Here is a 25117-nt window from a genome sequence, read left to right as displayed (position 1 = left end):
CGCGCTCGGGTGGTTATGCAAGCGTGACCGGTGAACGCTTGAGTTCGAATCCGCTGTCTTTGATACGAAAAGCAACCACGGAACCGGTCAGCCGTTCGCGAATCCGTTGCAGATCGTAACGAAAGGCATAACGTCCGTCGCCTTTGCCCGCCCGTAACAGATCGCCACGGAAGGTGTCGGCGACGAAGTCGTCGAGCCATTGACCTGTAGCGGGGTCGATGACATCGATCTGCACGCGCGCGTCGGGATTGGCTGGATGCCAGGCCCAGCCGGTGACGATATTGCCCTGAACGCGATCAACGTAACCCTCGTCGGCTGGCGCAACCTTGTTGTCGATTGGCGGAGCGGCGGCAGCCGGTTTAGTCGGAGCGCTGCCGGTCATGAGGTGCGTACAGATGGAATGGATGGCCGGCTGATCCGGCACATCCTGGCAGATTTCCAGTTGCTCGCCACGCAGTCGGTAGGTGTCTTTTGTCAATGGATTGCGGACTCGGACGATATTCGGATCCGGACGTCCATCCTGGGCTGCCATCTTGAGCGGTAGCCAATACGCGTGGACGGCCATGAAAACGGTGCAGAGTCCGTAGAGGCTGATGAGTGGCTGCATGCTGAAATCGGTTTGCGTCAGTTTTGCGAGCAACGCATCCCGATCCAGATAATCCCAGATTGGCGAGTTGGGGAAGGCGCCAAACAACTCGCGCAACTGCAAGCGAAAATCCGGGTTCCGGTTGATCGTATATTGCCAACTGCCGTGGAGCGGCGTGGTCGGTGGGGCGGTGACCGGCTCTCTGAATATTCGAGGGTCGGCACCGTGGCGCTTCAGTTCGGGATTCCAGGACTGAGCGGCGAAGGGGACATCAAGCAACTGTGGCGCCAGTTGACGCAGCAAACGGAAATGAATGACATGCTGCTGACGTTCACGATAGTCGAGCGCAAAGGCCAGCTTGATCAGATATTCGTTATTGAGAATATTGACGACCTGGTTACTGTAGGCGTCGAGTCGCCGGGCGCCGCCAAACCAGTTGGGAAGGCGCTCTTTGAGGTGCAGCAGGTCAGGGATGTCGTTGTAGTCGTTCGTGCAGACGCAATAATTCGCGAAACGCTCACGCAGTGTCTGATCGAATGGCTCACGCGCGCCGGGCCGAAACAGCTTGAGCGGATCGTAGGGGCCATGCGAGGCGATGAACTGAGCGGGATCTGGCAAGGCATCGAAGTGAAAGGGCCTGGGCAGATAGCCCTTGAAGACGCCGCCGACGAATCCGGCCGAGATGACACCATTGCCCGCGCGTGGATGGGCCTTGAGATCCCAGGCGCCAAACATCCCATCGTTTTGAAAGGCATGAATCGCCAGACGCCGCAACAGGTCGTTTGCATCCTGCGTGGTGTCGCGCACTGGTGCCGGCTGACGTGTTTCATGCGGGAGTCCCAGGCGCTCGGCAACCATCCGACCGACGATCACGTCGGGATGATCGTCGCTGCCGTTGGTGAAGAGACGCAGCCGCTCAACCGGAAAGACCTGGAGCGCAAAGGCCAGCCCCAGGCGCGAGTCCTTGCCGCCAGTGATCGGCAGGACGATGGGGCCGTCGTGATCAAAGGTGGCGGTCAGGCTGGCCAGCGAGGCATCGATACCACGCGCGACGATACGCTCGAACAGATCGTCGTCGTTGCGCAGGGTTGCGCGATCAGGAAAGTCGCGGACCATGAAGCAGGGATCCTCGCGGATCGCCAGTTGACCGTCCCGGATCCTGATGTGAGCGCCCTGCGGCATCATGCGCACCTGGGGCGAACGGGTGCCCTCGCCGATCCGGTAACCGACGAGCGGGAGCCAGAGCAGATTCGGGATGTCCCAGTCATGATCCCCGGCCAGATGGGCAGCCAGCGCGACCCGATTGGCGAGGATCGTCAACCCCCGCCGCTGGCAGACATAGATATGCTCGATACCGAGCAGATCGTTGAAGGCCAGACAGGAACCATCAGCCTGGAGATGCAGGATGGCGTACTCACCGTTGAGACGGGCGCGCACCGCTGCGGCATCCTGATCGGCCTCGGCGATCAGGTCGGCGATCTGCGCTGCGCTCAGGGGGCGGCTGCCGGTCCGGCTGTCGTTGCGCCAGGCATAGCCCTGCAGCAGGGTGATCGAGCGGATCGCGCCTGAATCATCGGTTCTGACGAACTCCTGATCCCCGGCGGTATAAAAGTAATTGTCCTTGGCATAGTGCAGGAGACAGAGGCCAGGGCGCAGCCGATGCACCGAACGGATGTCGTATTGAAAATGCAGCAGCATCTCCAGCATGGGCAGTTCGCGTTCGATTTCCTGGTCGGCGAGACCGGCCACCATGACAAACAATCCCATCTTCGATCACCCCTGCAAAAATTACCGTCCAGCGCCGGAAGACGGCGCCTGCCAATCCTGATGTGCATCGCTTCGCTGGTCAGCCTCTCCTGATACGGGATGCGCCGCCAGTATATCGCGCCGGTGCAGGGTGCGAAGCCCATGCCGCACATAGGCGCGATCATAAAAGCGGAGGCAGGTCCAGCGCTGCCAGTCATCGCGCGGAGCGATCATGGCGGCCTGAATCCGCCGACGCTGGCGCAGCACGCGCGGCAGCCCCCGGATCAGGTCACGATAGATCCGCCACACCAGACCGGGTTTGCCTTTGATGAGATATTTCACCGTGACGGCGCACTGCATCAGCAGGATCCAGCCGAGATTGCGCCAGAGGAATCCCGCCGGAAGCGATTTGAGCAACGCGAAGAGCGAATTGCGCAGCCCCTGATAGGCGACGAATTCGTTGAAGCCGCCGCCCGATGAGAGACTGCCGTGGTGTCGTAGCACGGCGTCATCGGCGAAGGCGCAGGTATAACCCAGTGCGCGGGCGCGCAGGGCGAGGTCGGTGTCCTCGGCATAACAGAAAAAGGCTGGGTCGAAGACCGCACCATCGATGGCGCGCACGGCCCGCAGCAGGTCGGCGCTATAGAGGGCCGCGCCGCCACAGGGACCAAGCAGCGGGGTGCGCATGTCCTTGCGATTGGAGGCGATGCCGGAACGGTAGAACACGATGCCGAGACTGTCGATGCGCTCGGGGTGCGCGAGATCCATCATGCGCCCGGCCACCATGCCGATGCGGCGAGACGGATCGAGAGGCGCTGACAGGTTCAGCAGCCAGCCGGGTTCGATCAGAGTGTCATTATTGAGCAGGGCGATGGCGTTGAATCGCTCGTCCGCCAGGATGATGTCGAGCGCCTGATTGCAGCCCCCGGCAAAACCGAGGTTGTCGGCGTTGCTCAACAGCGTGATCCCTGACGGATCGCCCGTGCGCGAGGCGATCCAGTCAGTCAGCGCGGCGTGCGAGCGGTCATCCGCCGCGTTGTCCACCAGGAACAGATGAAAGTCCGTCTCGGCATGGGCATCAAGCGATTGTAGACAGGCCAGAGTCACGGCTGTCTGGCGATAATTGATGACGATGACCGCGATCATGTATCCGCGCGCCCTCGCCTGGCCCCATCACTCCTCCCTGAACGCATGCGCCAGCCGATCCGTGATGGGACGGATGAGATAGTCGAAGAAGGTGCGTTCGCCGGTCTTGATCATGGCATCAACGGGCATGCCGGCCTGGAGTGTGCGTCCCTTGAGTTTATCCATGCCTTCGGGTGTGACCTGAATGCGGGCGAGATAATAGGGTCGGTTGGTGGCCTGATCGACCAGACGATCCGCCGAGACGGTCAGCACCTTGCCGGGGATGACGGGTGTGGTGCGGGTGTTGAAGGCGCTCATGTGCAGATCGGCTTCCAGTCCGGGCGACACGCGGTCAATGTCAACAGGCTGGACCTGGGCTTCGACGATGAAGGACTCGTTTTCGGGCACGATGTCGAGGATTTTTTCGCCGGGACGGATGACACCGCCAATGGTATGGACGCTGGTGCCGACGACGGCGCCGGCAACGGGTGCCTTGACCACCGTGCGTTCAAGTGTCTGTTGCAGGGCGCGTATACGTTCGCGCAGATCGGCGAGCTTGGTTTCCACGTCGCGCAATTCGGTGACGACCTCGCTGGTGAAACGCCGCTTCAACTGGGCGGCCTGAATCTCGGTCTCGCCGATCTGAACCTGGGCGCTGGCGATGGCTGACTGATGCTCGCCGCGCTCGCCCTGCAATTCAGCCGACAGACGTTCCCATTCGCGCAGACGGCTTTTGTCGCCGAGTCCTTTCTCGAAGAGTTTGTGCAGACCTTCGATTTCTTCCTGATAGAGATTGATGCGCTTGGTCTTGCTGTCGGCGAGTGCGGTCAGCCCGCGAATCTGCTCCTGAAGCTGTTCGCTGCGCTGCTTGAGCACCGCCTGCTCGCCAATCAACGATTTGCGGCGGGCATCGAAGACGCGCTCTTCGCCGGTGATGGCCTCGCGGATACGCGGGTCGTCTTTGGCGGTGAGCAGCTCGTCCGGAAACGCGATGTCAGGCAGGTCGTCACGTTCAGCCACCAGCCGTGCTTCCTGAGTGCGCAGCGAGAGATACTGACCGCGGGCGATTTCGAGCTGGGCGCTGGCCTGGGTGTCGTCGAGACGGATGATGATGTCGCCAGCGGCGACTCGGTCGCCTTCGCGCACCAGGATCTCGCTGACGGTGCCGCCATCGAGATGCTGGATGGTCTTGCGGGCGGATTCAACCGCAACCACACCGGGAGCGACAGCGGCACCATCGAGAGGAGCAAAGGCGGCCCAGAGACCGAAGCCGCCGAAGGCCACAAGCAGCACGAGCAGCCCGGCGATGCGCTCGGGTCGGTCGCTGGTCGGGACGGGCGCGTCGTCGGTTTCATCGACGCGACGGGGAATGACTGTGATGTCCATCGTTCGTTGATTCAGATGCCTGATTGGATTTGGGGTGATGGATTTCGCTGCAATCGATCAATTTTGACAGGATTAACAGGATTTTCGAGGATTGAAAGGATTTTTCAAATTATTGTTTTTAATCCTGTTAATCCTGTCTGATCGGCGGGGCGATGGGTTTCGCTGCGCTCTACCCATCCTACATGGCGGCCTGGGCGGTCAGCGTGGCGGGACGCGCAACCGCCGTCGGACGGGCGAACTGGGCCAGCACCTGATCGCGGGGGCCGAAAACTTCAACCTGACCTTCGCGCAGCACCAGGATCTTATCGACCGAGTTCAGCACGCTGGGCCGGTGGGTGATGATGAGCACGGTGGCGCCGTCCGCCTTGAGCTGGGCGATGGCCTTGACCAGCGCGGCCTCGCCCTGATCGTCCAGATTTGAATTGGGCTCGTCGAGCACGACCAGCACCGGCTTGCCATACATGGCGCGGGCGAGACCGATGCGCTGACGCTGACCGCCGGAGAGCACGGCGCCGCCCTCGCCGATGGGGGTGTCGTAGCCCTTGGGCAGATGCAGGATCATGTCATGGACCTGGGCGCGTTGGGCGGCGGCGACCACCTGCTCGGGATCGACCTCGCCGAAGCGGGCGATGTTTTCGCCGACCGTGCCGTCGAACAGCTCAATGTCCTGCGGCAGATAGCCGATGTAGGGGCCGAGTTCCTCGCGATTCCAGTGGCTGATGTCCGCGCCGCTCAGTCGCACCTTGCCGGCGGCGATGGGCCAGACGCCAAGCACCACGCGCGCCAGGCTCGATTTGCCGGCAGCGCTCGGGCCGATGACGCCGACGATCTCACCAGCGGCGATATCGAAGCGGACGCCGCGCAGCACGGGCACGTTGGAGCCAGGCGGAGCGGCCAGCACGCCATCGACTGTGAGCGAACCATCCGGGGCCGGCAGGCTCATGAAGCGCGGGCGCTCGGGAATCGCGAGCAGCAGATCATGCAGACGTTTATAGGCCGAGCGCGCGGACAGAAAGCCTTTCCAGCCGCCGATCAGCATATCGACCGGAGCCATGGCGCGACCGAGGAGGATTGATGAGGCGATCATGATCCCCGGCGTCGAGACATGGGTGATCACCAGATAGGCGCCCAGCCCCAGGGTCAGCGACTGGAGCGTGACGCGCAGAACCTTGCTGGCGTTCGACAGCAGACCGGCGCGATCACTGGCCAGCGCCTGGAGTTTGAGCACCTCGCGATGACGGGCGAACCAGCGCTGATGGACGCGCCCGAGCATGCCCATGGCCTCCATGGCCTCGGCGTTGCGCAGGTTGCCGCCGAGATAATTGCGCGCGCCGATGGCAATGGCGTTGGCCTTGCCGAGCGGCTGACGGGTTGTGATCTCGTTGGCGGTGGCGAGGGCGAAGAGCAGCAGGGCACCGCCGATCGCAAACCAGCCGAACCAGGGATGCATGAGGAAGAGCACGGCGATATAGATCGGCATCCAGGGCACGTCGAAGAAGGCGAAGAGTCCGTTGCCGGTCAGGAACTGGCGCAGATTGGTGAGATCGTCGATCGGCTGCGAACCGGTGCCGCGACCGTCGCGCAGTTTGGCGTCGAACATGGCGGTGAACAGACGTCCGTTCAGCAGCATGTCCAGACGTGCGCTGACCCGCACCAGAATCCGCGCACGCAGCAGCTCCAGCACGCCCATGACTGCGAACAGACCGACCACCAGGATGGTCAGCATCACCAGCGTCGAGGCGCTGCTGCTTGCCAGCACCCGGTCGTAGACCTGGAGCATGTAGAGAGAGGGCACCAACATCAGCAGATTGATGAAGAGGCTGAACAATCCGGCGAAGAGAAAGGAGTTGCGGCTGGCCTGAAGCGCGGCACGCAATTCGTCTTGAGGACGGTCGATGGCTTTCACGAATAGTGAACCGATTGGTGGCGAGAGGATGAAGACGCGACCATGACTCGTCGCGTCTTAATTGCAGGGGGCTGAGTATAGCGCAGAATGGCGCCTGAATGGACTCATCCGGCGCTGGATTGGTTCCAGTCAAACTGCAACAGGCCATCTTCCGGCAAGGCAAAACCGCTGAACGGACGAGCCGGCTGCGGCTGCGGCTGCGGCTGCGGCGGACGGGCATGGGCGCTGGCCAGTTCACCCAGCATGGCCAAATGCTGCATCGAGAGCAACTGACAATAGGCGAGCGGCAGCGCCCCCGCGCGACGCAGGCTCGGAAAGGCATCGTCAGGCAGTTGATTGAGCGCGGCCTCGTCGATCTGCAAGATACCTTCAATCTGACGTTCGCCCGCTTCGCCTTTGAGTGTGATGGGCCAGGGGCGAATGAGATCCTGCTCGGCAAGCGCCGCACAGGCGATGGCGGTCGCACCGCGATTGCGCTCGATCTGCTGCAGAAAGTCCATCACCTGACTCAGGCCGGCAGCGGGCTGGCCCTCGGCGTCAAAAAAGGGTTCGCCTTCGGCACCGTCGCTCACCAGACCGCTGTCTTCGTCAATGCAGAGCACCAGCGTCTCCCCTTCCGTTCTGGCCAGACTGAAGGGATAGCCGCGCAGCGCCGATGGCACATAGCGTCCCAGCCAGCGGCCATCCGGGGCAACCAGCAGATTTTTGCCCGGCTCCAGCCCCATGAGCGCCACCGGCACATAACCTTCGCCCTGACGGATGAAGGCCAGCGGCATGCTCATCGCGGCCTTGGGAATCTCGGCGGCGACCAGCGGCGCAAGGGAGGACGGGCGGGCGAAGTCGTAGGAAACGAAACGTTTCCATACTTTGTCGGCATGACGTTCGCGTGAAATGGCGGCGATGCTTGGCATGATGGATCCTTTTTTCAATGGTGATTACCGACGGCGCTTGAGGCCGGTATTTTTTGGCGCGGCTCGCCGCTGTCCCTCCGACACACCGCCCGTGCCGACAGGCTGAAACCCCGGCACCAGATGGCGTTTGCCGTTGCCGATGAGATCGGCGCGGCCCATGTCCTTGAGCGCCTGACGCAACAGCGGCCAGTTCTCGGGGTCGTGATAGCGCAGAAAGGCCTTCTGCAGGCGACGCTGCCGCATCCCACGCACCACAGGCACCGCTTCGGACTGGCGCGTCACCCGTTGCAGCGGATTGCGCCCGGTGTAATACATGGCGGTGGCGATGGCCAGCGGCGTGGGCAGGAAGGACTGGACCTGATCGAGCCGCAGCTTGTGCCGCTTGAGCCAGACGGCGAGATTGAGCATATCAACGTCGGTCGTCCCCGGATGACCGGCGATGAAATAGGGGATCAGATACTGCTCCTTGCCGGCCTCGCGCGAATAGCGGTCGAAGAGTTCCTTGAAGCGGTCGAAGATGCCGATGCCGGGCTTCATCATCTTGCCGAGCGGGCCCGGCTCGGTGTGTTCGGGGGCGATCTTGAGATAACCGCCGACATGGTGCGTAACCAGCTCGCGGATATAGGCCGGCGAGCGCATGGCGAGATCGTAGCGCAGACCCGAGGCGATGAGTACGCGCTTGATGCCAGGCACGGCGCGCGCCTTGCGGTAGAGCTGAATTAACGGGCCGTGGTCGGTGTTGAGGTTGCGACAGATGTCGGGATAGACACAGGAGAGTTTGCGGCAGGCCGCTTCGATGCGCGGGTCGCGGCAGCCGAGACGCCACATGTTGGCCGAAGGCCCGCCCAGATCCGAGATGGTGCCGGTGAAGCCGGGCGCGCGGTCGCGGACCTCGCCGATCTCGCGCAGGATGGAGTCCTCGGAGCGGTTCTGGATGATGCGCCCCTCATGCTCGGTAATGGAGCAGAAGGTGCAGCCGCCGAAACAGCCGCGCAGGATGATGACCGAGTGCCGGATCATCTCCCAGGCCGGCAGACGCGCCTCGCCATAGCTCGAATGCGGGCGGCGGGTGAAGGGCAGTTCATGCAGCCGGTCGAGTTCGGAGCTGGTGAGCGGGATCGGCGGCGGGTTGAGCCAGACCTCGCGCTCGCCGTGGGCCTGGACCAGGGCGCGCGCGTTGCCCGGATTGGTCTCCAGATGGAAGACGCGCGAGGCATGGGCATAGAGCACCGGATCGTCGCGCACCTGCTCGTAAGACGGCAGCCGGATCACGGTTTTGTCACGCGTGGCGCGCGGCACGGGCGCGACGACCGGCACCCCGACGGCGCGGTCATCGCAGCGCGGGTCGTCTTCGTAGGGATCGTTGTGGATCTTGAGCGGTCCCGGCGTGTCGAGCTGGGTCGAGTCGATCAGGGTCCAGCCTTCGGGCTGGTCGCGGCGCATGAAGGCGGTGCCGCGCAGGTCGCGGATCTCGCCGATGGGTTCACCGCGCGCCAGCCGGTGCGCCAGTTCGACCAGCGCACGCTCGGCGTTGCCGAAGAGCAGCAGATCAGCCTTGGCATCGACCAGCACCGAACGGCGCACGGTCTCGGACCAGTAATCGAAATGGGCGATGCGGCGCAGACTAGCCTCGATGCCACCGATGACGATGGGCACCCCTTTGAAGGCTTCGCGGGCACGCTGGGCATAAACCGTCACCGAGCGATCCGGGCGGCGACCGGGGGCGGCGTCCGGGGTGTAGGCGTCATCGGAGCGCGCGCGCCGGTCGGCGGTGTAACGGTTGACCATCGAATCCATGTTGCCGGCGGTGATGCCGAAAAAGAGATTGGGCCGCCCCAGATGCTGGAAATCGGCCACCGAGGTCCAGTCCGGCTGGACGATGAGCCCGACCCGAAAGCCCTGCGCCTCCAGCAGACGCCCGATGATGGCCATGCCGAAGGAAGGGTGATCGATATAGGCGTCGCCGGTGACGATGATGACATCGCAACTGTCCCAACCCAGCAGGTCCATCTCGGCGCGCGACATCGGCAGCTCGGGCGCGGTGCCGAATTTGTGGGCCCAGTGTTTGCGATAGGAAAAAAGATCGGGTACGGATGTCATCAAGGCGTCTGCCGGGCGTGTGTGAAGGCTTTATTGTAAACCCATGACGATGGCTGGACCTGTGCGACGGGATGTTCGAGAATGCGCCCTTGCTGGCTGGCCTGGTCTGGTGTCAGCACCGAACATGAACCCGGCTTTTGCGATGTGCCCCGTGGTCCGACTGGCCGCGCGGCGGTGACAAACGAGGATACGACGTGGATTTGGCGACACTGTTGGGATTGGTTGGCGCGATGGGCGTCATGGTCGGCGCCATTGTGCTGGGCGGCGATGTCATGGGATTCGTCGATATCCCCTCAATCGTCATCGTCGTTGGCGGCACCGCCTTTGTGGTGCTGTTCCGCACCACCATGGGCCAGTTCCTCGGCAGCTTCAAGGTCGCGATGGGTGCCTTTCTGTTTAAGAGCACGGATCCGCAGAAGCTCATCGAAGAGGCCGTGAATCTGGCCTCGGTGGCCCGCAAAGAGGGGCTGCTGGCGCTGGAGGGAAAGGAGATCTCGCATCCCTTCCTCAAGGTGGGCATCAGCATGTGCGTCGATGGTCACGAACCGGACGTGGTGCGCAAGGTGCTGTCGAAGGACATCAATCTGACGATTCAGCGGCAGGAGGCCGGTTACGGCGTTTTCAAGGCGACCGCCGAAGTCGCGCCGGCCATGGGCATGATCGGTACGCTCATCGGCTTGGTGCAGATGCTGTCGAATATGTCCGACCCCAAGGCCATCGGTCCCGCCATGGCCGTGGCGCTCCTGACCACACTCTATGGCGCGGCCATCGCCAATGTGTTCGCCACGCCCATCGCCGAAAAGGTCAAGCTGCGCAGCAACGAGGAAAAGCTGGCTAAAACGCTGATTCTTGAGTCCATTTCGGGCATTCAGGAAGGTCTGAATCCGCGCGTGCTGGAGCAACTGCTGATGGCCTATCTGCCCGAAAGCCAGCGGCAAAGCACGAGCAAGACCTGAGCGCACCCACACCGCAAGACGAGGTCAACGATGGACGAAGAAACCGAATGCCCCGAATGCCCCGCCGGCATCCCCGAATGGGTCATGACCTTCGCCGACCTCATGTCGCTGATGATGTGCTTCTTCGTGCTGCTGCTGTCTTTTTCCGAAATGGATGTGCTGAAATTCAAGCAGATCGCCGGCTCGATGCAGGTCGCTTTCGGCGTGCAGCGTGAAGACAAGAGCGCGATGGCGGTTCCGATGGGCACCAGCATCATCGCCCAGGAGTTTTCGTCGGCCCAGCCGGATCCCACACCGCTCAATCAGGTTCAGCAGCAGACGACAGACACTTCCAAGCAATATCTCGACATCAAGGATCCAGCGGTCGAAGACGCCGAAAACAAGGCTGAGGAACTCCAGGAGGCGCTGAAAACGGAGATCAAAGAGGGGCTGCTGGAAGTCAGCACCATCGACGATCAGGTGATCGTGCGCATCCGCGAGAAGGGCTCTTTTCCGTCGGCCTCGTCCAAGGTCGATGAGGCCTTTATGGCGGTGCTGACGAAGATCAGCGACGCGCTCAATCAGGTGGAAGGACGCATTCTGGTCGCCGGTCACACCGACAATATCCCGATCCAGACCCGTGAGTTTGCCTCCAACTGGATCCTCTCGGGCGCGCGCGCGGCGGCGGTCGCCGACACCCTGACCGAGCGCGGCAGCGTGGCGCACGAGCGGGTCGAGATTCGCGCCTATGCCGACAATCGTCCGCTGGAACCGAACGATACGCCCGAGGGCCGGGCCAAAAACCGGCGCGTCGAGATCATCGTGCTCGGCGACCGTGGTGCCAACGCCGCGTTAAATGATGCCGCTGAACCGGCAGGCACCAGTCCAGTTCAATGATTCAAGGATCACCCCCCATGCTGGAACAGGAAAGACGACGCTATTTTCGTATCGACGATCAGGTCGGCCTGAAGCTGGTCGGCATCGCCGCCGCAGACGAGGCGGCGGCGATTGCGAATTTTGACGACGCCAGCGCCCGTGCCGGGCTGGTCAACGAATTGCGGGCCGTGCGTGAGCGGCATCTGCCGGAACGCCGGAGTCTGGAGAACCGTTTTCCCACCGTTGCCAGCTATATCGAGGTGCTGGAGCGGCAGATCGAAATCCTTGCTTTCGCCATCGACGATCGGGATGATTTTCCCGGCAAACCCAGTCATACGGTCAATCTCAGCGCGCAGGGGATGAGTCTGGCATCAGACGAAGGCTTTGCCATGGGCTCGCTGGTCGATGTCAGTCTGGCGCTCTTTCCCGATCACAGTCGGGTCAAGGCGCTCGCGCGCGTCGTCAAATGCGACGCGGAAGAGATCGGCATGGTCACGGCGCTCGAATTCGTCTATCTGCGCGAAGCCGATCGCGAGGCCATCATTCATCATGTGCATGCACTGCAACGGCGACGCCTGCAGGCCAATTTCGAAGCGGAGACTGACGCGCGCGGGTAGTGTTTGCGGCTTTTGAAGGCTTGGATCAGATGGAATCGCGTCGCTCTATGGACTCGGTCAGTCGATAGACGCCCGTCGTTGGATTGCGGCCAGACTCCCCCTCTTCATTGGCCTCATCGTCGAGGCGCCGGGCGCGTCGGGCGGCATCGGCAATACCAGTGGACAGGCGCTTGAAGTCGAGGTGCTTGTCGTAGGAGGGGATGTGCTCACGCATCATGCGCTGCACATCGTGCCGGTGACGGGCTCCCGGGCTTTCGCGAAAATGCAGCAAAAGCCAAAGCTCGAAGCACGGATTAGATACCGCAAGCTCAATACCTCTGGCGTGTGCCAGTTGACGGGCTTCGTTGATTTTCGGGTGCTCGTCCACGTCGAACACGCACCACACCTCATCGTAAGCCAAAAACGAATCGGCCCCGCTCCGCGCCTCAGATTCTGCGTCCAACTTAAGCCACTCGGCTTGCCGCACAAGGGTTAGGGGGACACCGTGCTCGCTGGCAATCTTAATCTCGACTAAGTTGTTGCGTACCCAGGCCTTGAGTTGCTTGAAATATTCGGGCTCCGACACCTGCCCCTCGCAGACAAGCAGCAGACGCCGCCTCGGGCTCCTGCGGGCAGCCCCGCGAGCCGGTTGGCGCACCCTCTTGCGACGACTCCCGCCCACCGACCTATTCTCCCCCAACCTGTGGAAGATCACCGAGAAACGGAATAGCGCCATAGCGCCCTTGCAGATAGCCGCGCTCGATATTCTCGCCCTTCCTGGGTCGAAAGTCGGTTAAGGGGTATAAACAGGTCGCACCCTCCGGGTCTTTCTCCGTCAGCCAAATCTGATCGCGACGCATCGATGGCTCTCCAGCAATGGTCCCGAGCAGGCTGGTATCGTGAGTCGTGAATAAGATCTGAGCATTTCGCGGGTTACGCTCCGGATCGTTGAACTGACGCAGTATCTGAATGGCCAGCAGCGGATGGAGGCTGGCCTCAAGCTCATCAATCATGACGACGGTTCCGAGCCGAAGCGCGTCGAGAATGACCGGCCCAACGCGAAACAGGGTCAGTGTTCCCTGTGACTCCTCTTCCAGCGGCAGCCAGGCGTCCTCAACGCTGCTGCTGTGACGCACCAGTATCCGCCCACGACGAGGAGACCAAGGGGGATCTTTAGGATCTGTGGGTTCACCGGAATCGTTATCCAGTTTGATGTCCAGGATGCCCACATCCGCTGCGCGCAGCAGGTCGCGAAAAAGCTCAATGCTGTGGTTTTGCACCCCGTCTTCTTCGAAAAGAGATCGCTGTGGATTCTGGCTGAACCAGGACTCTATCCCCCGCGCGAGTAATTGACCGGTGGCGAAGGGGAGAGCGGAAGGCCGGCGACCGGGAATATTGACCCCGTTGAGATTTCGGAACCAACTGTAAAGGGAGCCGAGCTGCTCATGGCGAAGCTGAACCGCAGCAGACAAAAAAAGCGCGTTTGGCCGCGTAATCTGCTCAATCAGTCGATTTTCACCATGCAGGTACTCGCTGAACTTGTACTTCCCCAGTTCACGTTCGAACCAGACCTGCTTTCGCTTTCCAGGCCAGGCGAATAGCCACTCTTCGAGAAACTGCTCATCGTCCGCAACAAATCCGTATTGATAGCGGATACCCGACACCAGCAGCGTAATTTCGAAGAGTGAAGGCTGTGCAGCCTTTTCGCCCCAGGCAAAGGGATCCCTTGGAACACCTCCGTCTGGCGGCCAGGCTCGATGGGAGTGAAGAACCGCACTGCGCATAAATCCCATGGCGGAAAGAACATTGCTTTTCCCACTGGCGTTCGCGCCGTAGAGTGCGGCCGCTGGCAGCAGTGGATCAGAGCAGCCCTGGACGCGGCGGGGACGCGGATCGGCTGAATCATCCTGCCTGCCCGCACGCATGGTTAATGCCTGCTCTTCCCGAATGGAGCGGTGGTTCTCGACACGAAATTCAATGAGCATGGCGGGCTCAGCCTGATAGAAAAGGCAGTTTAACGACAGCCAGCGCAGAAAAAATGCGCAAAATGCGGCATAAGTAAGCTGAGCTTCGACTTTATCAGAACTCACCAGCCCCGTCGCCAGTCACATCCGCACCGTGATTGATGATGAAAACGTTAAGCTCCGCGTGAGAACACTCCACCCCTTATTTGTCCGAATGCCCCTCAACCTTGCTCAAACGTCCCCGAATCACGACGAAGAACAGCGGCACGAACAGCACCCCGAGCATCGTCGCCGCGACCACGCCGCCGAGTACGCCCGTACCGATGGCGTTCTGGCCGCCTGAGCCCGCGCCAGTGCTCAAGGCCAGCGGCAGCACGCCGAAGCCGAAGGCGAGCGAGGTCATGACGATGGGGCGGATACGCATCCGCGCCGCCTCCAGCGCCGCGCTCACTGCATCGCGCCCTTCTTCCTGAAGGGTCTTGGCGAACTCGACGATGAGGATGGCGTTCTTGGCCGAGAGTCCGATGGTGGCGAGCAATCCCACCTGGAAATAGATGTCGCTCGGCAGGCCGCGCCCGAACGCGGCCGTCACGGCCCCCAGCACGCCGATCGGCACCACCAGCATGACCGCAAAGGGGACTGACCAGCTCTCGTAGAGCGCGGCGAGCGCCAGGAACACCACCAGCGCCGAGAGGGCATAGAGCGCGGGAGCCTGGGCACCGGCGGCGCGTTCCTCGAACGACAGACCGGTCCATTCCAGACCGACACCGGGCGGCAGTTTGCCAACCAGCTCTTCGACCGCCGCCATCGCCGCGCCCGTGCTCAGACCGGGGGCGGCCTGACCCAGGATCTCGGCTGAGGGCAGACCGTTGTAGCGCTCCAGACGCGGCGAGCCGAAGCTCCATTCGCCTGTAGCGAAGGCCGAGAAGGGCACCATGTCGTCCTTGTCGTTGCGCACATACCAGGCATTCAGATCCTCCGGCAGCATGCGATAGGGGGCATCGGCCTGGACATAGACCTTCTTCACCCGCCCCGCGTGGACGAAATCGTCGATATAGGCGCTGCCCCAGGCCATCGAGAGCGTGCGGTTGATCTCGGCGAGCGACAGCCCGAAGGCGCCGGCCTTGGTGCGATCAACCTCCACCCGATACTGCGCCTCATCCTCGCGCCCATTGGGCCGCACGGCCATGAAACGCGGATCCTGCATCGCCATCCCCAGGAACTGGCCGCGCGCGGCGGACAGCGCCTCGCGTCCGACGCCGCCCTTGTCCTGCAACTGCACGTCCCAGCCTGAGGCGGTGCCCAGTTCGATGACCGCTGGCGGCGGGAAGGCGAAGACACGCGCATCGCGGATCTGCGAGAAGGCCATCATGGCGCGCCCGGCCACCGCCTTGACCTGGAGATCGGGTCGTTGGCGCTCCGACCAGTCCCTGAGTCTGACGAAGCCGATCGCCATGTTCTGGCCCTGACCGGCAAAGCTGAAGCCCGAGACCGTGATGAGCTCCTTGACCGCTTCCTTTTCATTTTCGAGGAAGTGGCGCTCGACCTGCTTGAGCACCTCCTGCGTGCGCTCAAGGGTCGCGCCCGAGGGCAGGATCGCCTGCATGATGAGAATGCCCTGATCCTCATCAGGCAGGAAGGAGGTCGTCATCCGCTCATGCAGCACCACCAGGGCGCCGACCAGCACCAGATAGACCCCCAGGAACAGCCAGCGCCGATGGGTGATGCCGGCGACGCTCTTGCCGTAGAGATCGACGCTGCGCTCGAAACTGCGATTGAACCAGCCGAAGAAGCCGCGCCGGGGTCCGTGCGGCATTGGCTTGAGCAGCGAGGCGGCCAGGGCCGGGCTCAGGGTGAGCGCCACCACCACCGACAGCAGCATGGCCGAGACGATGGTGATGGAGAACTGACGATAGATGACCCCGGTCGAGCCGCCGAAGAAGGCCATGGGCACGAACACCGCCGAGAGCACCAGGGCGATGCCGATCAGGGCGCTGGTGATCTGATCCATGGATTTGCGCGTCGCCTCCTTGGGCGGCAGACCGTCCTCGTCCATCACCCGCTCGACGTTCTCGACCACCACGATGGCGTCATCGACCAGCAGACCGATGGCCAGCACCATGGCAAAGAGGGTCAGGGTGTTGATGGTGAAGCCGAAGGCGGCGAGCACCCCGAAGGTGCCGAGCAGCACCACCGGCACGGCAATGGTCGGGATCAGGGTGGCGCGGAAGTTCTGGAGAAAGAGATACATCACCAGGAACACCAGGATCACCGCCTCGAAGATGGTCTTGACCACCTCGCCGATGGAGATGCGCACGAAGGGCGTGGTGTCGTAGGGGAAGACCGCCTCCATCCCCGACGGGAAGAAGGCCGAGAGTTCCTCGACCTTGCGCTTGACCGCATCCGCCGTCTCCAGCGCATTGGCGCCGGTGGCGAGCCGGATCGCCATGCCGGCGGCGGGACTGCCGTTGTGACGCGCCATCTTGCCGTAGCTCTCGCTGCCCAGCTCGATACGGGCGACATCGCGCAGATGCACGGTCGAACCGTCGGCCTGAGTGCGCAGCCGGATCTCGCCGAACTCGTCGGGCGTGGTGAGCCGGCCCTGGACATTGACGGTGACGTTGAGCTGCTGACCCGCCGGTGACGGAATGGCGCCCAACTGACCGGCCGAGATCTGGGCGTTCTCGGCCTCGATGGCCGTCACCACGTCGGGCGGGGTCAGACCATACTGGTTGAGCCTGTTGGGATCGAGCCAGATCCGCATGGCGTACTGCGACTCGAAGAGTGTGATCTCGCCGACTCCGGGAACACGGCTGATGGGATCCTTGACCAGACTGGCGGCATAGTCGCCCAGATCGGCATTGTTCAGGCGCCCGTCACGCGAGACGAAGGCCACCACCATGAGGAAATTGCGCACCGACTTGGCGACCTGGATGCCCTGACGCACCACGGCGTCGGGCAGCAGGGCGTTGGCCAGTTGCAGCTTGTTCTGCACCTGCATCTGGGCGATGTCGGGATCGACGCCATTGTTGAAGGTCAGGGTGATGGTCGAGAGACCGTTGGACTCACTGGTCGAGGACATGTAACGCAGACCATCGAGCCCGTTCATCTGCTGCTCGATGACCTGAGTGACCGAGTCCTCGACCGTCTGCGCTGAGGCGCCGGGATAGGTCGCGGTAATGCTGATTGCTGGCGGCGCGATGGCGGGATATTGCGAGATCGGGAGATTGAGGATCGACAGCGTCCCTGCCAGCATGATGACGATGGCGATGACCCAGGCAAAGACGGGGCGATCGATGAAGAAACGGGCCATGGATGAGAAATCCTCGATTCGGGAGTGAGAGGCGGCAGGGGGCGCAATGAGGCGCCAGCAATCACCCGTCGGCTGGCAGAATCGCAGCCTTGACCGCGAAGCCGGGTCGGTCGCTGAGATCCGTGACCCGCACCGGGGCGCCGGGCCGCGCCTTCTGGGTGCCTTCGACGATCACCCGATCACCCGCCTGCAATCCTGAATCGACCAGCCAGTGGTCGCCGATGGCGCGCTCAGTCTCGATCTTGCGTTCCTCGACCTGCCCCCCGGCGTTCACGATCAGGGCCATGGGGTTGCCGCGCCGGTCGTGTTGCACGCCCTGCTGCGGCACCAGGATGGCCCCTTCGCGCACGCCCTCCTCCAGCCGTGCCCGGACGAACATCCCCGGCAGCAGCTCACGATCCGGATTCGGCATGATCGCGCGCAGGGTCACGGTCCCGGTGGCCTGATCCACGGTCACTTCAGACGATTCCAGATGCCCGCTGTGTGCATAGGTACGGCCGTCTTCCAGGATCAGCGTCACCCTGGCGGCAGCGCCCTCGGGACGTTGCAGCCGACCGTCGGCGAGGGCGCGCCGCAGTTGGAGCAGTTGGCTGCTGGACTGGGTCAGGTCGATATAAATGGGATCGAGCTGCTGCACGGTCGCCAGCGCCTCGGCCTGATTGGCCGTGACCAATGCGCCCTGTGTCACCGTCGAGCGCCCGATGCGTCCGGCGATGGGCGAATCGACCCGGGTATAGGCCAGATCGATCCGCGCGCGCTCCAGAGCGGCTTCATCCACCGCCACGCTGGCGATGGCCTCCTTGAGCGCGGCCTGGGTGTCGTCGTTGTCTTCCTGGCTCACCGATTTGGACGCGGCCAGCCGGGCATAGCGATCCGATTTGAGACGCGCCCGGTCCAGGGTGGCCTGCGAACGCGCCAGCGCGGCCCTGGCACTGTCGTAAGCCGCCTGATAGATGGCCCGGTCGATCCGATAGAGTTCCTGGCCGGCGGTGATCTCCCCGCCTTCGGTAAAGAGCCGCTCCTGAATGATCCCGCTGACCCGCGGACGCACCTCGGCGATCCGGTAGGGCACGGTGCGACCGGCAAGCTCGGTGCTCAGGTTGATCGATTGTGCGGACAGGGTGACGACGCCGACTTCCGGGGGCGGCGGCGCAGCGGCCGTGGCGCCTGTGCCTGGCGGTTGTGCCTGATTGCAGCCGGCGAGCAGGGAGAGGATGAGGATGGCGCAGACATCAAGGATGCCTGAGTGGCGGCGGGCGGATCCCATGGATGACCTCGGCGTGGGAAGGCGACGATCTTGAGCGGATCGCCGTTCAGGAGTGGATTAGAATGAACATTCATTCTAGTCTATGGCAGAACTGTAGATGCGCAGGCCGTTCGGGTCAAGGGATGATCGGTGGTATCAGCAGCGGCTTTTTGACTTTTTGAGAACCAGGGCGCAATCGTTTGGCTGCGCGACCACAAGAGGAGCAGACAGAAGCATGCCAGAAACCGAGCCGGACCAGACCCGGACGCAGACCAGACGGCAGCAGATCCTCGATGCCGCCGCCGCTGGCTTCGTTCGTCATGGCTTTCACGGCACCAGTATCGCCACGATTTCAAAGATGGCGGGCATGAGCCCCGGACATATCTATCACTTCTTCGCGAACAAGGAGGCCATCATCGCCGCCCTGGTCGAGCGCAAGCTGGAAGAGTCGCTGGCGCTGATGCGCCATTTCGACGATGCGGAGGATGCGTTTCAATCCATGCTCGACCGGGTCGATCTCGGGGTGAACCAGAAAACCGATCCGGACCACGCGGCGCTGGAGATCGAGATCCTGGCCGAGGCGACGCGCAATCCGCAGGTTGCCGCGATGGTGCAGGCCGCCGATGTCGCGATGCACGAGCAGGTACGGAAGCTGCTTCAGCGGGCGCGTCTGGCCTGTGGTCTGAGCGGCGAGGTCGATCCGGCCGTTACCGAGATCACCAGGGCGCTGTTCGATGGGCTGACGGCGCGCGCAATCACCAACCCTGGCCTGGACAAGGAGGCACTGCTGCCCCTGCTGCGGGTCACGCTGCGTGCGCTGATCACCTGACACGCGCCTTCAGGCGTCGGACTGACCGGCTTCAAGCCGGCTCAGCCGCGATTCCAATCGCTCGATGGTCTCCTGCTGGTGCTTGATCTGCTTCAGGAGATCCGGCAGTCTGGCCAGCGCCGCGTGTTCGCGCAGCGCCTGCTTCACGGGACGCGCCGGGGTGCCGAACATGGCGGCTTGCGGCGGCACATCCTTGACGACTCCGGCCTGACCGCCGATCCGGGCGCCATCGCCCACCTGCACATGATCCGAGATGGCGACCTGACCGGCGACCACCACCCCGTCTCCCAGCGCGGAACTGCCGGCAATACCGGACTGGCTGACCAGGATGGTATGCCGACCGACGGTGACGTTGTGCGCGACCTGAACCAGATTGTCGATCTTGACGCCCTGTCCGATCCGGGTGATGCCGAGCGTGGCGCGATCCACACAGCTATTGCAGCCGATTTCGACATCGTCCCCAATGACCGCGCGCCCGAGCTGAGGCACCTTGCGATGCCCGCTCCCATCCCAGCGAAAACCGAAGCCGTCGCCACCGATGGTCGCGCCCGGATGCAGGATGCAGCGGTCGCCGATCTCGCAGTCGCGCAGGATGCTGACGTTGGGACCGATCAGACAGTCGCTGCCAATCCGCACGCCCGGCCCCAGATAGGTGCCGGGGCCGATGTGCGAGCCACTGCCGACCGTCACACCGGCTGAGATGACCGCACAGGCGCCGATGGCCACATCTGCACCGATGTCGGCCTCCGGGTGAATCGCTGCACTCGGGTGAATGCCTTCGGTCTCAGGCGCGGGGATGAAGAGTGCCGCGATCTCGAAAAAGCGATCACGCGGATCCGCAACCCGCAGCAGGGTCGTGCCCGGAACCTCGGGAAAATCCTCGCCGACCAGGATCAGCGCCGCCTGACTCCGGGCGACCGCCGCCGCCTGTCCTGCCTCTTCAGCGAAACAGAGATCATGCGGCCCGGCCTGCTCCAGGGTGCTCACGCCCAGGATATCGTGATCATCGGTGCTCAGGCCGAAGGCTTGCAGTGCTTCGTGGATCTGCATGGATCGAGACATATCGGAGATTCCAGCAATAAGCCTAAAAAAGCAGTTGAACCGCAAAGGACGCAAAGAACACGAAGGATCTTGAACCGCGCCAGCACACAGGGTCGTCGATGCCGCCAAGATCGACCCAAACCAAAAATATCGCATACCGCACGGGGCGCGGTTTAATCCGATACCCAGTAAAAGGATCGCTCGATGGCGCCGCTGTCGGGGATGGCGACCTGCATGGTCTGGACCTGACCGGCATTGTCGAGGATCAGGTTATAGAGACCGGGCGGCAGGGCGACATAAAACAGCGGGCCTTTGGAGACGGCGGTCAGGAGTGTCGGGCCGGTCGCGTCATCGATCCGCACCTTGACGTCGGACAGATAGGAGCCCGAGCCCTTGACCGCGAACAGCAGCCGCAGATTGTATTGCGACTTGACCTGCGCCAGTTCCTCGCGCTCGGAGAAGCCGATGCCGCCGCTGACATAGGGGATGCCACCTGTCGCCTCCGGCGCACTGGGCGTGGGCTGAGGGATAACGGGCTGGTTGGGAATGCTCGGCGGAGCGGGCGCAGCGACCGTTTCAGCAGGCAGCGCTGGTGGGGTCTGCATCGCTGGTGCCGGGGTCTGGATTGGTGCTGGCATCGCCGTGGGAGTCTGAATCGGCAGCACCGTCCCGGCCGGCAGCATGGATCCGGCAGGCAGGACCGTCCCGGCCGGCAGCACGATGCCGCCCGGCAGAACGGTTTCAGCCGAGAGGACGGTCTCGCTCTCCAGCACCATGCCGGTGGATGCCGGCGCTGGCGCTTCCTGAGGCGCGCTTTGAGGTGCGATGGCCCATTCTGCGCGGGCCGGTTCAACCACCGGCGCCGGGGTCATCTGTGCCAGCGCGGGAGCACCGCTGATCGAGATCGCGCACAGTGGTGCCAGCAAAGAAATTTTGATTCGTTGTGTCATCGCATATTCCCGCATTGAGTAGGGGCGAATTCATTCGCCACGTTGGTTGTGCGGATGTCGGGGCGAATGAATTCGCCCCTACAGGCTCTTGTCACGCTTCCCGTTGCCGTCCCGTCGCCGGTCGAGGCGCGCGACGAACTCGGCGATCAGGCGTGCATAAAGTTGGTCCCCCAGCACCTGATCTTCAATGCCCGCATCCAGACTCGGGTTATCGTTGACCTCAATCACCACCGGGCCGGCGGCGGTCTCCTTGAGATCCACGCCATAGAGCCCGTCGCCGATCAGATCGGCGGCCTTGAGCGCGGTGCGGATGACGGCTGGCGGCACCTGCTCGACCGGCAGGGTCTCGAAACCGCCTTCTTCGTGACCGCCATCGACGCCATGCTTGACGATCTGCCAGTGATCGCGACTCATCAGATACTTGCAGGCGTAGAAGGGTTTGCGTCCCAGGATGCCGATGCGCCAGTCGAAGGGTGTGTAAAGATATTCCTGCGCCAGAATGAGATCCGACTCCTTGAAGAGCTTGCCAGCGATCCGCGTCAGCCCGGCGCGATCCTCGGCCTTGAACACCCCGCGCGAGAAGGAGCCTTCCGGGATCTTGAGCACGATGGGATAGCCGATCTGCTCCTCGGCCTCCATCAGATTCTCTTTGCGCAGCACCAGCGTTTTGGGTCGGGGGATGCGGTGCGCGGCGAGCAGCTCGGCGAGATAGACCTTGTTGGTGCAGCGCATAATGGAGTCGGGGTCGTCGATCACCACCATGCCTTCGCTGTCGGCCTTCTTGGCAAAGCGGAAAGTATGGTGCCCGATGCGCGTGGTCTCGCGGATGAAGAGCGCGTCATATTCGGCCAGCCGGCTGTAGTCCTTGCGCTGGATGAGTTCGACATTGACCCCCAGCGCCTTGCCAGCCTTGATGAAGCGGGCGAGCGCCTTGGGATCGGATGGCGGCATCTCTTCGGACGGATCGTGCAGCACCGCCAGATCGTAGCGCGAGGCGAGCCGTGCGCGCGGCTGACGCCAGCGTTGCGACAGATAGCCTTCGAGGGCGGAGAAAAGCGAAGCCTCGCCCTCAGCCGTCACCGCCGTCAGCGGCAGCGCCTTGATGGCGCCGATGCGCCAGGTGCCGTGCAGTCTGAATTCGACCTTGAGGATGGGACAGCGGAAGGTCTCGAAGATGAGCCGCGCCAGCGGTTGCAGTTCCTTGAGATTGCACTGACCGAAGCAGATGGTCAGCTCGTAGGCGGTCGGCGTCAGGGCGGAGGTCTTGCGCCGCGCCAGCAGACGCTGCACCAGACCGTCGAGTTCCTCGGTCTCCAGGCTGTAAAGCTCGCGGCTGGAGAGTTCCTGGATGGTGCGCACCGACGGGATGACCTTGTGCCCGCGTGCTTCCGCCAGCAGCGAACAGTAATAGCCCACCGAAAGATAGCGGTAGCTGCGGCACAGGTTGATGACGCGCAGATCGCGTTTCAGCGCCAGCTCGCCGCCGGCCAGATAATCGCGCGCGGTGACCACCGGCAGATGCGGAAAACCGGGCTTCCAGTCGCCCTGCTGTTCGACCAGCAACAGATGCTCGGCCATTCAAACCGCGTCCGGCACGATCAGTGTCGTGTGAGAGAGTGTTTCCAAAATACGCTTGTCTTCCATCAGAATATGATTGAGCAGCCAGGTTCGCAGATAGTCGAGCATTTCCATTCCGGCAATAAAGGGGTTGTGTGCGAGTTCGGCGCGCCATTCGCGCAGTTCGGTCTCGAAGGAGCGGTGCTCAATACGATGCCGTTCCAGCCCGGCAGACTGGTGCGCGGCCATCAGGCGTTCCTCCGCCTGGAAATGAATGCGCGCGTACTGCTCAAGCGCAAAGAGCGCGCTGGCGATCTGAGCCGTTCCGGCATTGTCGTTGATGATGTCGTAAATCCGGTTGATCCAGCCGAGCAGATAACGATGATGTTCGTCGATCACCGTGATGCCGATCGAATACTCCGGTCGCCAGGGCAGCCAGACATCGCCGTCCGCCTCGCTGCGCGTCATCAGCAGGATTTCCCGAGGGTCGATGACATCGTCACGGTAGCGGGCCTTGATCGCCACCAGCTCCGGCAGCCGCTCACGAAACGCCGCCACGATCTCGGCATCGAAGTCCGTACCGCCGCCTGCCTCGATCAGTGCCACGGCCTTCTCGACCGGCCAGGGTCTTTTATAGGGACGCTCCATGGTCAGCGCATCGAACACATCGGCAACCGCACAGATCCGCCCCGACAGCGGAATCGCCACGCCCGCCAATCCTTGAGGATAACCCTGACCATTCCACTTTTCATGATGCGTCAGGGCGATTTCGCGCGCCAGACGAATCAGCGGATCGTCGCCCCCTTCCAGGATGAGCCCGCCCAGCGTGGTGTGGGTTTTCATGATCGTGAATTCATCGTCGGTCAGCTTGCCGGGCTTTTTGAGGATGGCGTCATCGATCCCGATCTTGCCCACATCATGCATGGGTGCTGCGAGCTCCAGGAGTTCGCAGAAGGTCTCGTCACAACCGAGCGCCTGCGCCAGCACACGGGCATAGCGACTCATGCGCAGCACATGAAAGCCGGTCTCGGTGTCGCGAAACTCAGCGGCGACGCCCAGCCGACGGATCGCCTCGTTGCGCGCCATCTGGGTTTCGACCTGACTGACCCGCAGCGTTTCCTCTGCCAGACGGCGACGGATGAGGCTGGCCAGGGTATAGGCGACATCGGCCATGAACGCCATCTCATCGGCGCCGGGTTCACGACCGAGCGGCGCCCGCAGAGCCAGAACGCCATAAACCTGTTCGCCCTCCATCAAGGGCAGGTGATAACAGCCGGTCTCGTCGCTTCGGGTCGAGCACCGGTCTTCGAGTGCGCGCTGGGATGGACAGAAAAGCGCACGCCGCTGCACCAGAACCTGTCCGCAGGCGCCGACGCCCGATCCGGGCCGGACCCGGACGCACTGACAGCATTGCACATCCTCCATCCCCCGCTGGGCCACCAGAATGGGCTCCTGACGACGATTGACGAGAAACAGCATCCCGCAGCGTTCGATGGCAAACCACGGAATGGCGGCAAGAATGTCCAGAATCTCGTTGAGATACTGGGGCAGCGTCAGTTCGCGCAAGGCCGTGCGTGAAATCGCCAGCAGCGCCTGCTGACGATCCCAGAGGCGCCGACGCTCGAACTCGCTGACATCCAGCTCGCGACGGGCCTTATGAAGCGGCTCGGCCAGTGCGAGTTGCGCCCGCACCCGTGCCAGCAGCAGCGGGGGATGAATCGGCTTCGCCACATAGTCCGCCGCACCTGCTGCAAACCCCCGCGCCTCGTCCTCGGGATGCGTGCGCGCGGTCAGAAAAATGATCGGGATGTCGCGCGTCTGCGGCTCAGCCTTGAGTCGTTCGCAGACCTGATACCCGTCGAGATCGGGCATCATCACATCCAGCAGGATCAGATCGGGAAGCGGTGCAACCAGCACCAGTTTCAGCGCTTCCTCGCCGCTCGTGGCGGCCTGGATCCGATAGTGCCGCTTGAGCAGCCCGGACAGAACCCTGAGATTTTCGACCTGATCATCGACGATCAGTAGCGCTTGCTGATTCGATCCGGTCATG

At 62.8% G+C, this 25117-nt stretch carries 18 protein-coding genes; 4 read left to right on the top strand and 14 right to left on the bottom strand.

Annotated elements, in window-relative coordinates; genetic code table 11:
* Positions 1–13: 13 nt before the first annotated feature.
* From EDC35_RS04240 to EDC35_RS04215, 6 genes are all read right to left on the bottom strand, one after another.
* Entirely contained in the window at positions 14–2353 is a 2340-nt protein-coding gene (locus EDC35_RS04240; RefSeq protein WP_132975997.1) for an adenine nucleotide alpha hydrolase family protein, read from the bottom strand.
* A 21-nt stretch (positions 2354–2374) separates the two neighbouring features.
* A complete protein-coding gene (locus EDC35_RS04235; protein WP_132975996.1) occupies positions 2375–3478 on the bottom strand; it encodes a glycosyltransferase family 2 protein in 1104 nt (367 codons plus the stop codon).
* A 27-nt stretch (positions 3479–3505) separates the two neighbouring features.
* Entirely contained in the window at positions 3506–4843 is a 1338-nt protein-coding gene (locus EDC35_RS04230; RefSeq protein ID WP_132975995.1) for an HlyD family type I secretion periplasmic adaptor subunit, read from the bottom strand.
* A 178-nt stretch (positions 4844–5021) separates the two neighbouring features.
* The gene (locus EDC35_RS04225) at positions 5022–6749 is read right to left on the bottom strand and encodes a type I secretion system permease/ATPase (protein WP_207896105.1); all 1728 of its coding nucleotides are present in this window, start codon (positions 6747–6749) and stop codon (positions 5022–5024) included.
* A 104-nt stretch (positions 6750–6853) separates the two neighbouring features.
* Positions 6854–7660: a SapC family protein gene (locus EDC35_RS04220; RefSeq protein WP_132975994.1), complete on the bottom strand. Its 807-nt coding sequence runs from the start codon at positions 7658–7660 to the stop codon at positions 6854–6856.
* A gap of 24 nt (positions 7661–7684) precedes the next feature.
* Complete coding sequence (locus tag EDC35_RS04215; protein WP_132975993.1) at positions 7685–9760, bottom strand: YgiQ family radical SAM protein; 2076 nt, start codon at positions 9758–9760, stop codon at positions 7685–7687.
* A 194-nt stretch (positions 9761–9954) separates the two neighbouring features.
* Between EDC35_RS04215 and pomA the strand changes: the two genes are divergently transcribed.
* The 3 genes from pomA to EDC35_RS04200 are packed head-to-tail and all read left to right on the top strand — an operon-like array spanning position 9955 to position 12188.
* Positions 9955–10716 (top strand): flagellar motor protein PomA, encoded by a 762-nt coding sequence (gene pomA / locus EDC35_RS04210; RefSeq protein WP_132975992.1) that lies wholly within the window; start codon positions 9955–9957, stop codon positions 10714–10716.
* Between the two features lie 30 nt (positions 10717–10746).
* Positions 10747–11592, top strand: coding sequence for a type VI secretion system protein TssL, long form (gene tssL, locus EDC35_RS04205; RefSeq protein WP_132975991.1), 846 nt, complete (start codon positions 10747–10749; stop codon positions 11590–11592).
* 17 nt (positions 11593–11609) lie between these two features.
* Entirely contained in the window at positions 11610–12188 is a 579-nt protein-coding gene (locus EDC35_RS04200; RefSeq protein ID WP_132975990.1) for a PilZ domain-containing protein, read from the top strand.
* Positions 12189–12213: 25 nt separating this feature from the next.
* Here the strand turns inward: EDC35_RS04200 and EDC35_RS04195 are convergent, their stop codons facing one another.
* The 4 genes from EDC35_RS04195 to EDC35_RS04180 form a co-directional block, all read right to left on the bottom strand.
* A complete protein-coding gene (locus tag EDC35_RS04195) occupies positions 12214–12903 on the bottom strand; it encodes an RloB family protein (RefSeq protein ID WP_279387973.1) in 690 nt (229 codons plus the stop codon).
* Positions 12854–14257 (bottom strand): AAA family ATPase, encoded by a 1404-nt coding sequence (locus tag EDC35_RS04190; RefSeq protein WP_243651419.1) that lies wholly within the window; start codon positions 14255–14257, stop codon positions 12854–12856. The genes EDC35_RS04195 and EDC35_RS04190 overlap by 50 nt, the downstream gene beginning before the upstream one ends.
* Positions 14258–14333: 76 nt before the next feature.
* Positions 14334–17444: an efflux RND transporter permease subunit gene (locus EDC35_RS04185; RefSeq protein WP_132975988.1), complete on the bottom strand. Its 3111-nt coding sequence runs from the start codon at positions 17442–17444 to the stop codon at positions 14334–14336.
* 61 nt (positions 17445–17505) lie between these two features.
* Positions 17506–18711 (bottom strand): efflux RND transporter periplasmic adaptor subunit, encoded by a 1206-nt coding sequence (locus EDC35_RS04180; RefSeq protein ID WP_132975987.1) that lies wholly within the window; start codon positions 18709–18711, stop codon positions 17506–17508.
* 214 nt (positions 18712–18925) lie between these two features.
* Here EDC35_RS04180 and EDC35_RS04175 point away from each other — a divergent pair, with 214 nt between their 5' ends.
* Positions 18926–19519 (top strand): TetR/AcrR family transcriptional regulator, encoded by a 594-nt coding sequence (locus tag EDC35_RS04175; RefSeq protein WP_132975986.1) that lies wholly within the window; start codon positions 18926–18928, stop codon positions 19517–19519.
* Between the two features lie 9 nt (positions 19520–19528).
* Here EDC35_RS04175 and lpxD read toward each other — a convergent pair whose 3' ends face one another.
* The 4 genes from lpxD to EDC35_RS04155 all read right to left on the bottom strand — a co-directional run bounded on the left by lpxD (position 19529) and on the right by EDC35_RS04155 (position 25116).
* On the bottom strand, positions 19529–20581 hold the full coding sequence (lpxD, locus tag EDC35_RS04170) for a UDP-3-O-(3-hydroxymyristoyl)glucosamine N-acyltransferase (protein WP_132975985.1): 1053 nt from the start codon (positions 20579–20581) through the stop codon (positions 19529–19531).
* 152 nt (positions 20582–20733) lie between these two features.
* A complete protein-coding gene (locus EDC35_RS04165; RefSeq protein WP_132975984.1) occupies positions 20734–21510 on the bottom strand; it encodes a carboxypeptidase regulatory-like domain-containing protein in 777 nt (258 codons plus the stop codon).
* A 78-nt stretch (positions 21511–21588) separates the two neighbouring features.
* Positions 21589–23088 carry a RimK family protein gene (locus EDC35_RS04160; protein ID WP_132975983.1) on the bottom strand — a complete coding sequence of 500 codons (1500 nt, stop codon included), beginning with the start codon at positions 23086–23088 and terminating at the stop codon, positions 21589–21591.
* The gene (locus tag EDC35_RS04155; protein ID WP_132975982.1) at positions 23089–25116 is read right to left on the bottom strand and encodes a bacteriohemerythrin; all 2028 of its coding nucleotides are present in this window, start codon (positions 25114–25116) and stop codon (positions 23089–23091) included. It lies immediately after the preceding gene.
* Position 25117 lies beyond the last annotated feature (1 nt).

The sequence above is a fragment of the Thiobaca trueperi genome, from assembly GCF_004342175.1.
GTDB classification, from domain to species: domain Bacteria; phylum Pseudomonadota; class Gammaproteobacteria; order Chromatiales; family Chromatiaceae; genus Thiobaca; species Thiobaca trueperi.
The sequence above is the reverse complement of the archived record's forward strand: the minus strand, read 5'-3'. Positions and strand labels throughout refer to the sequence as shown.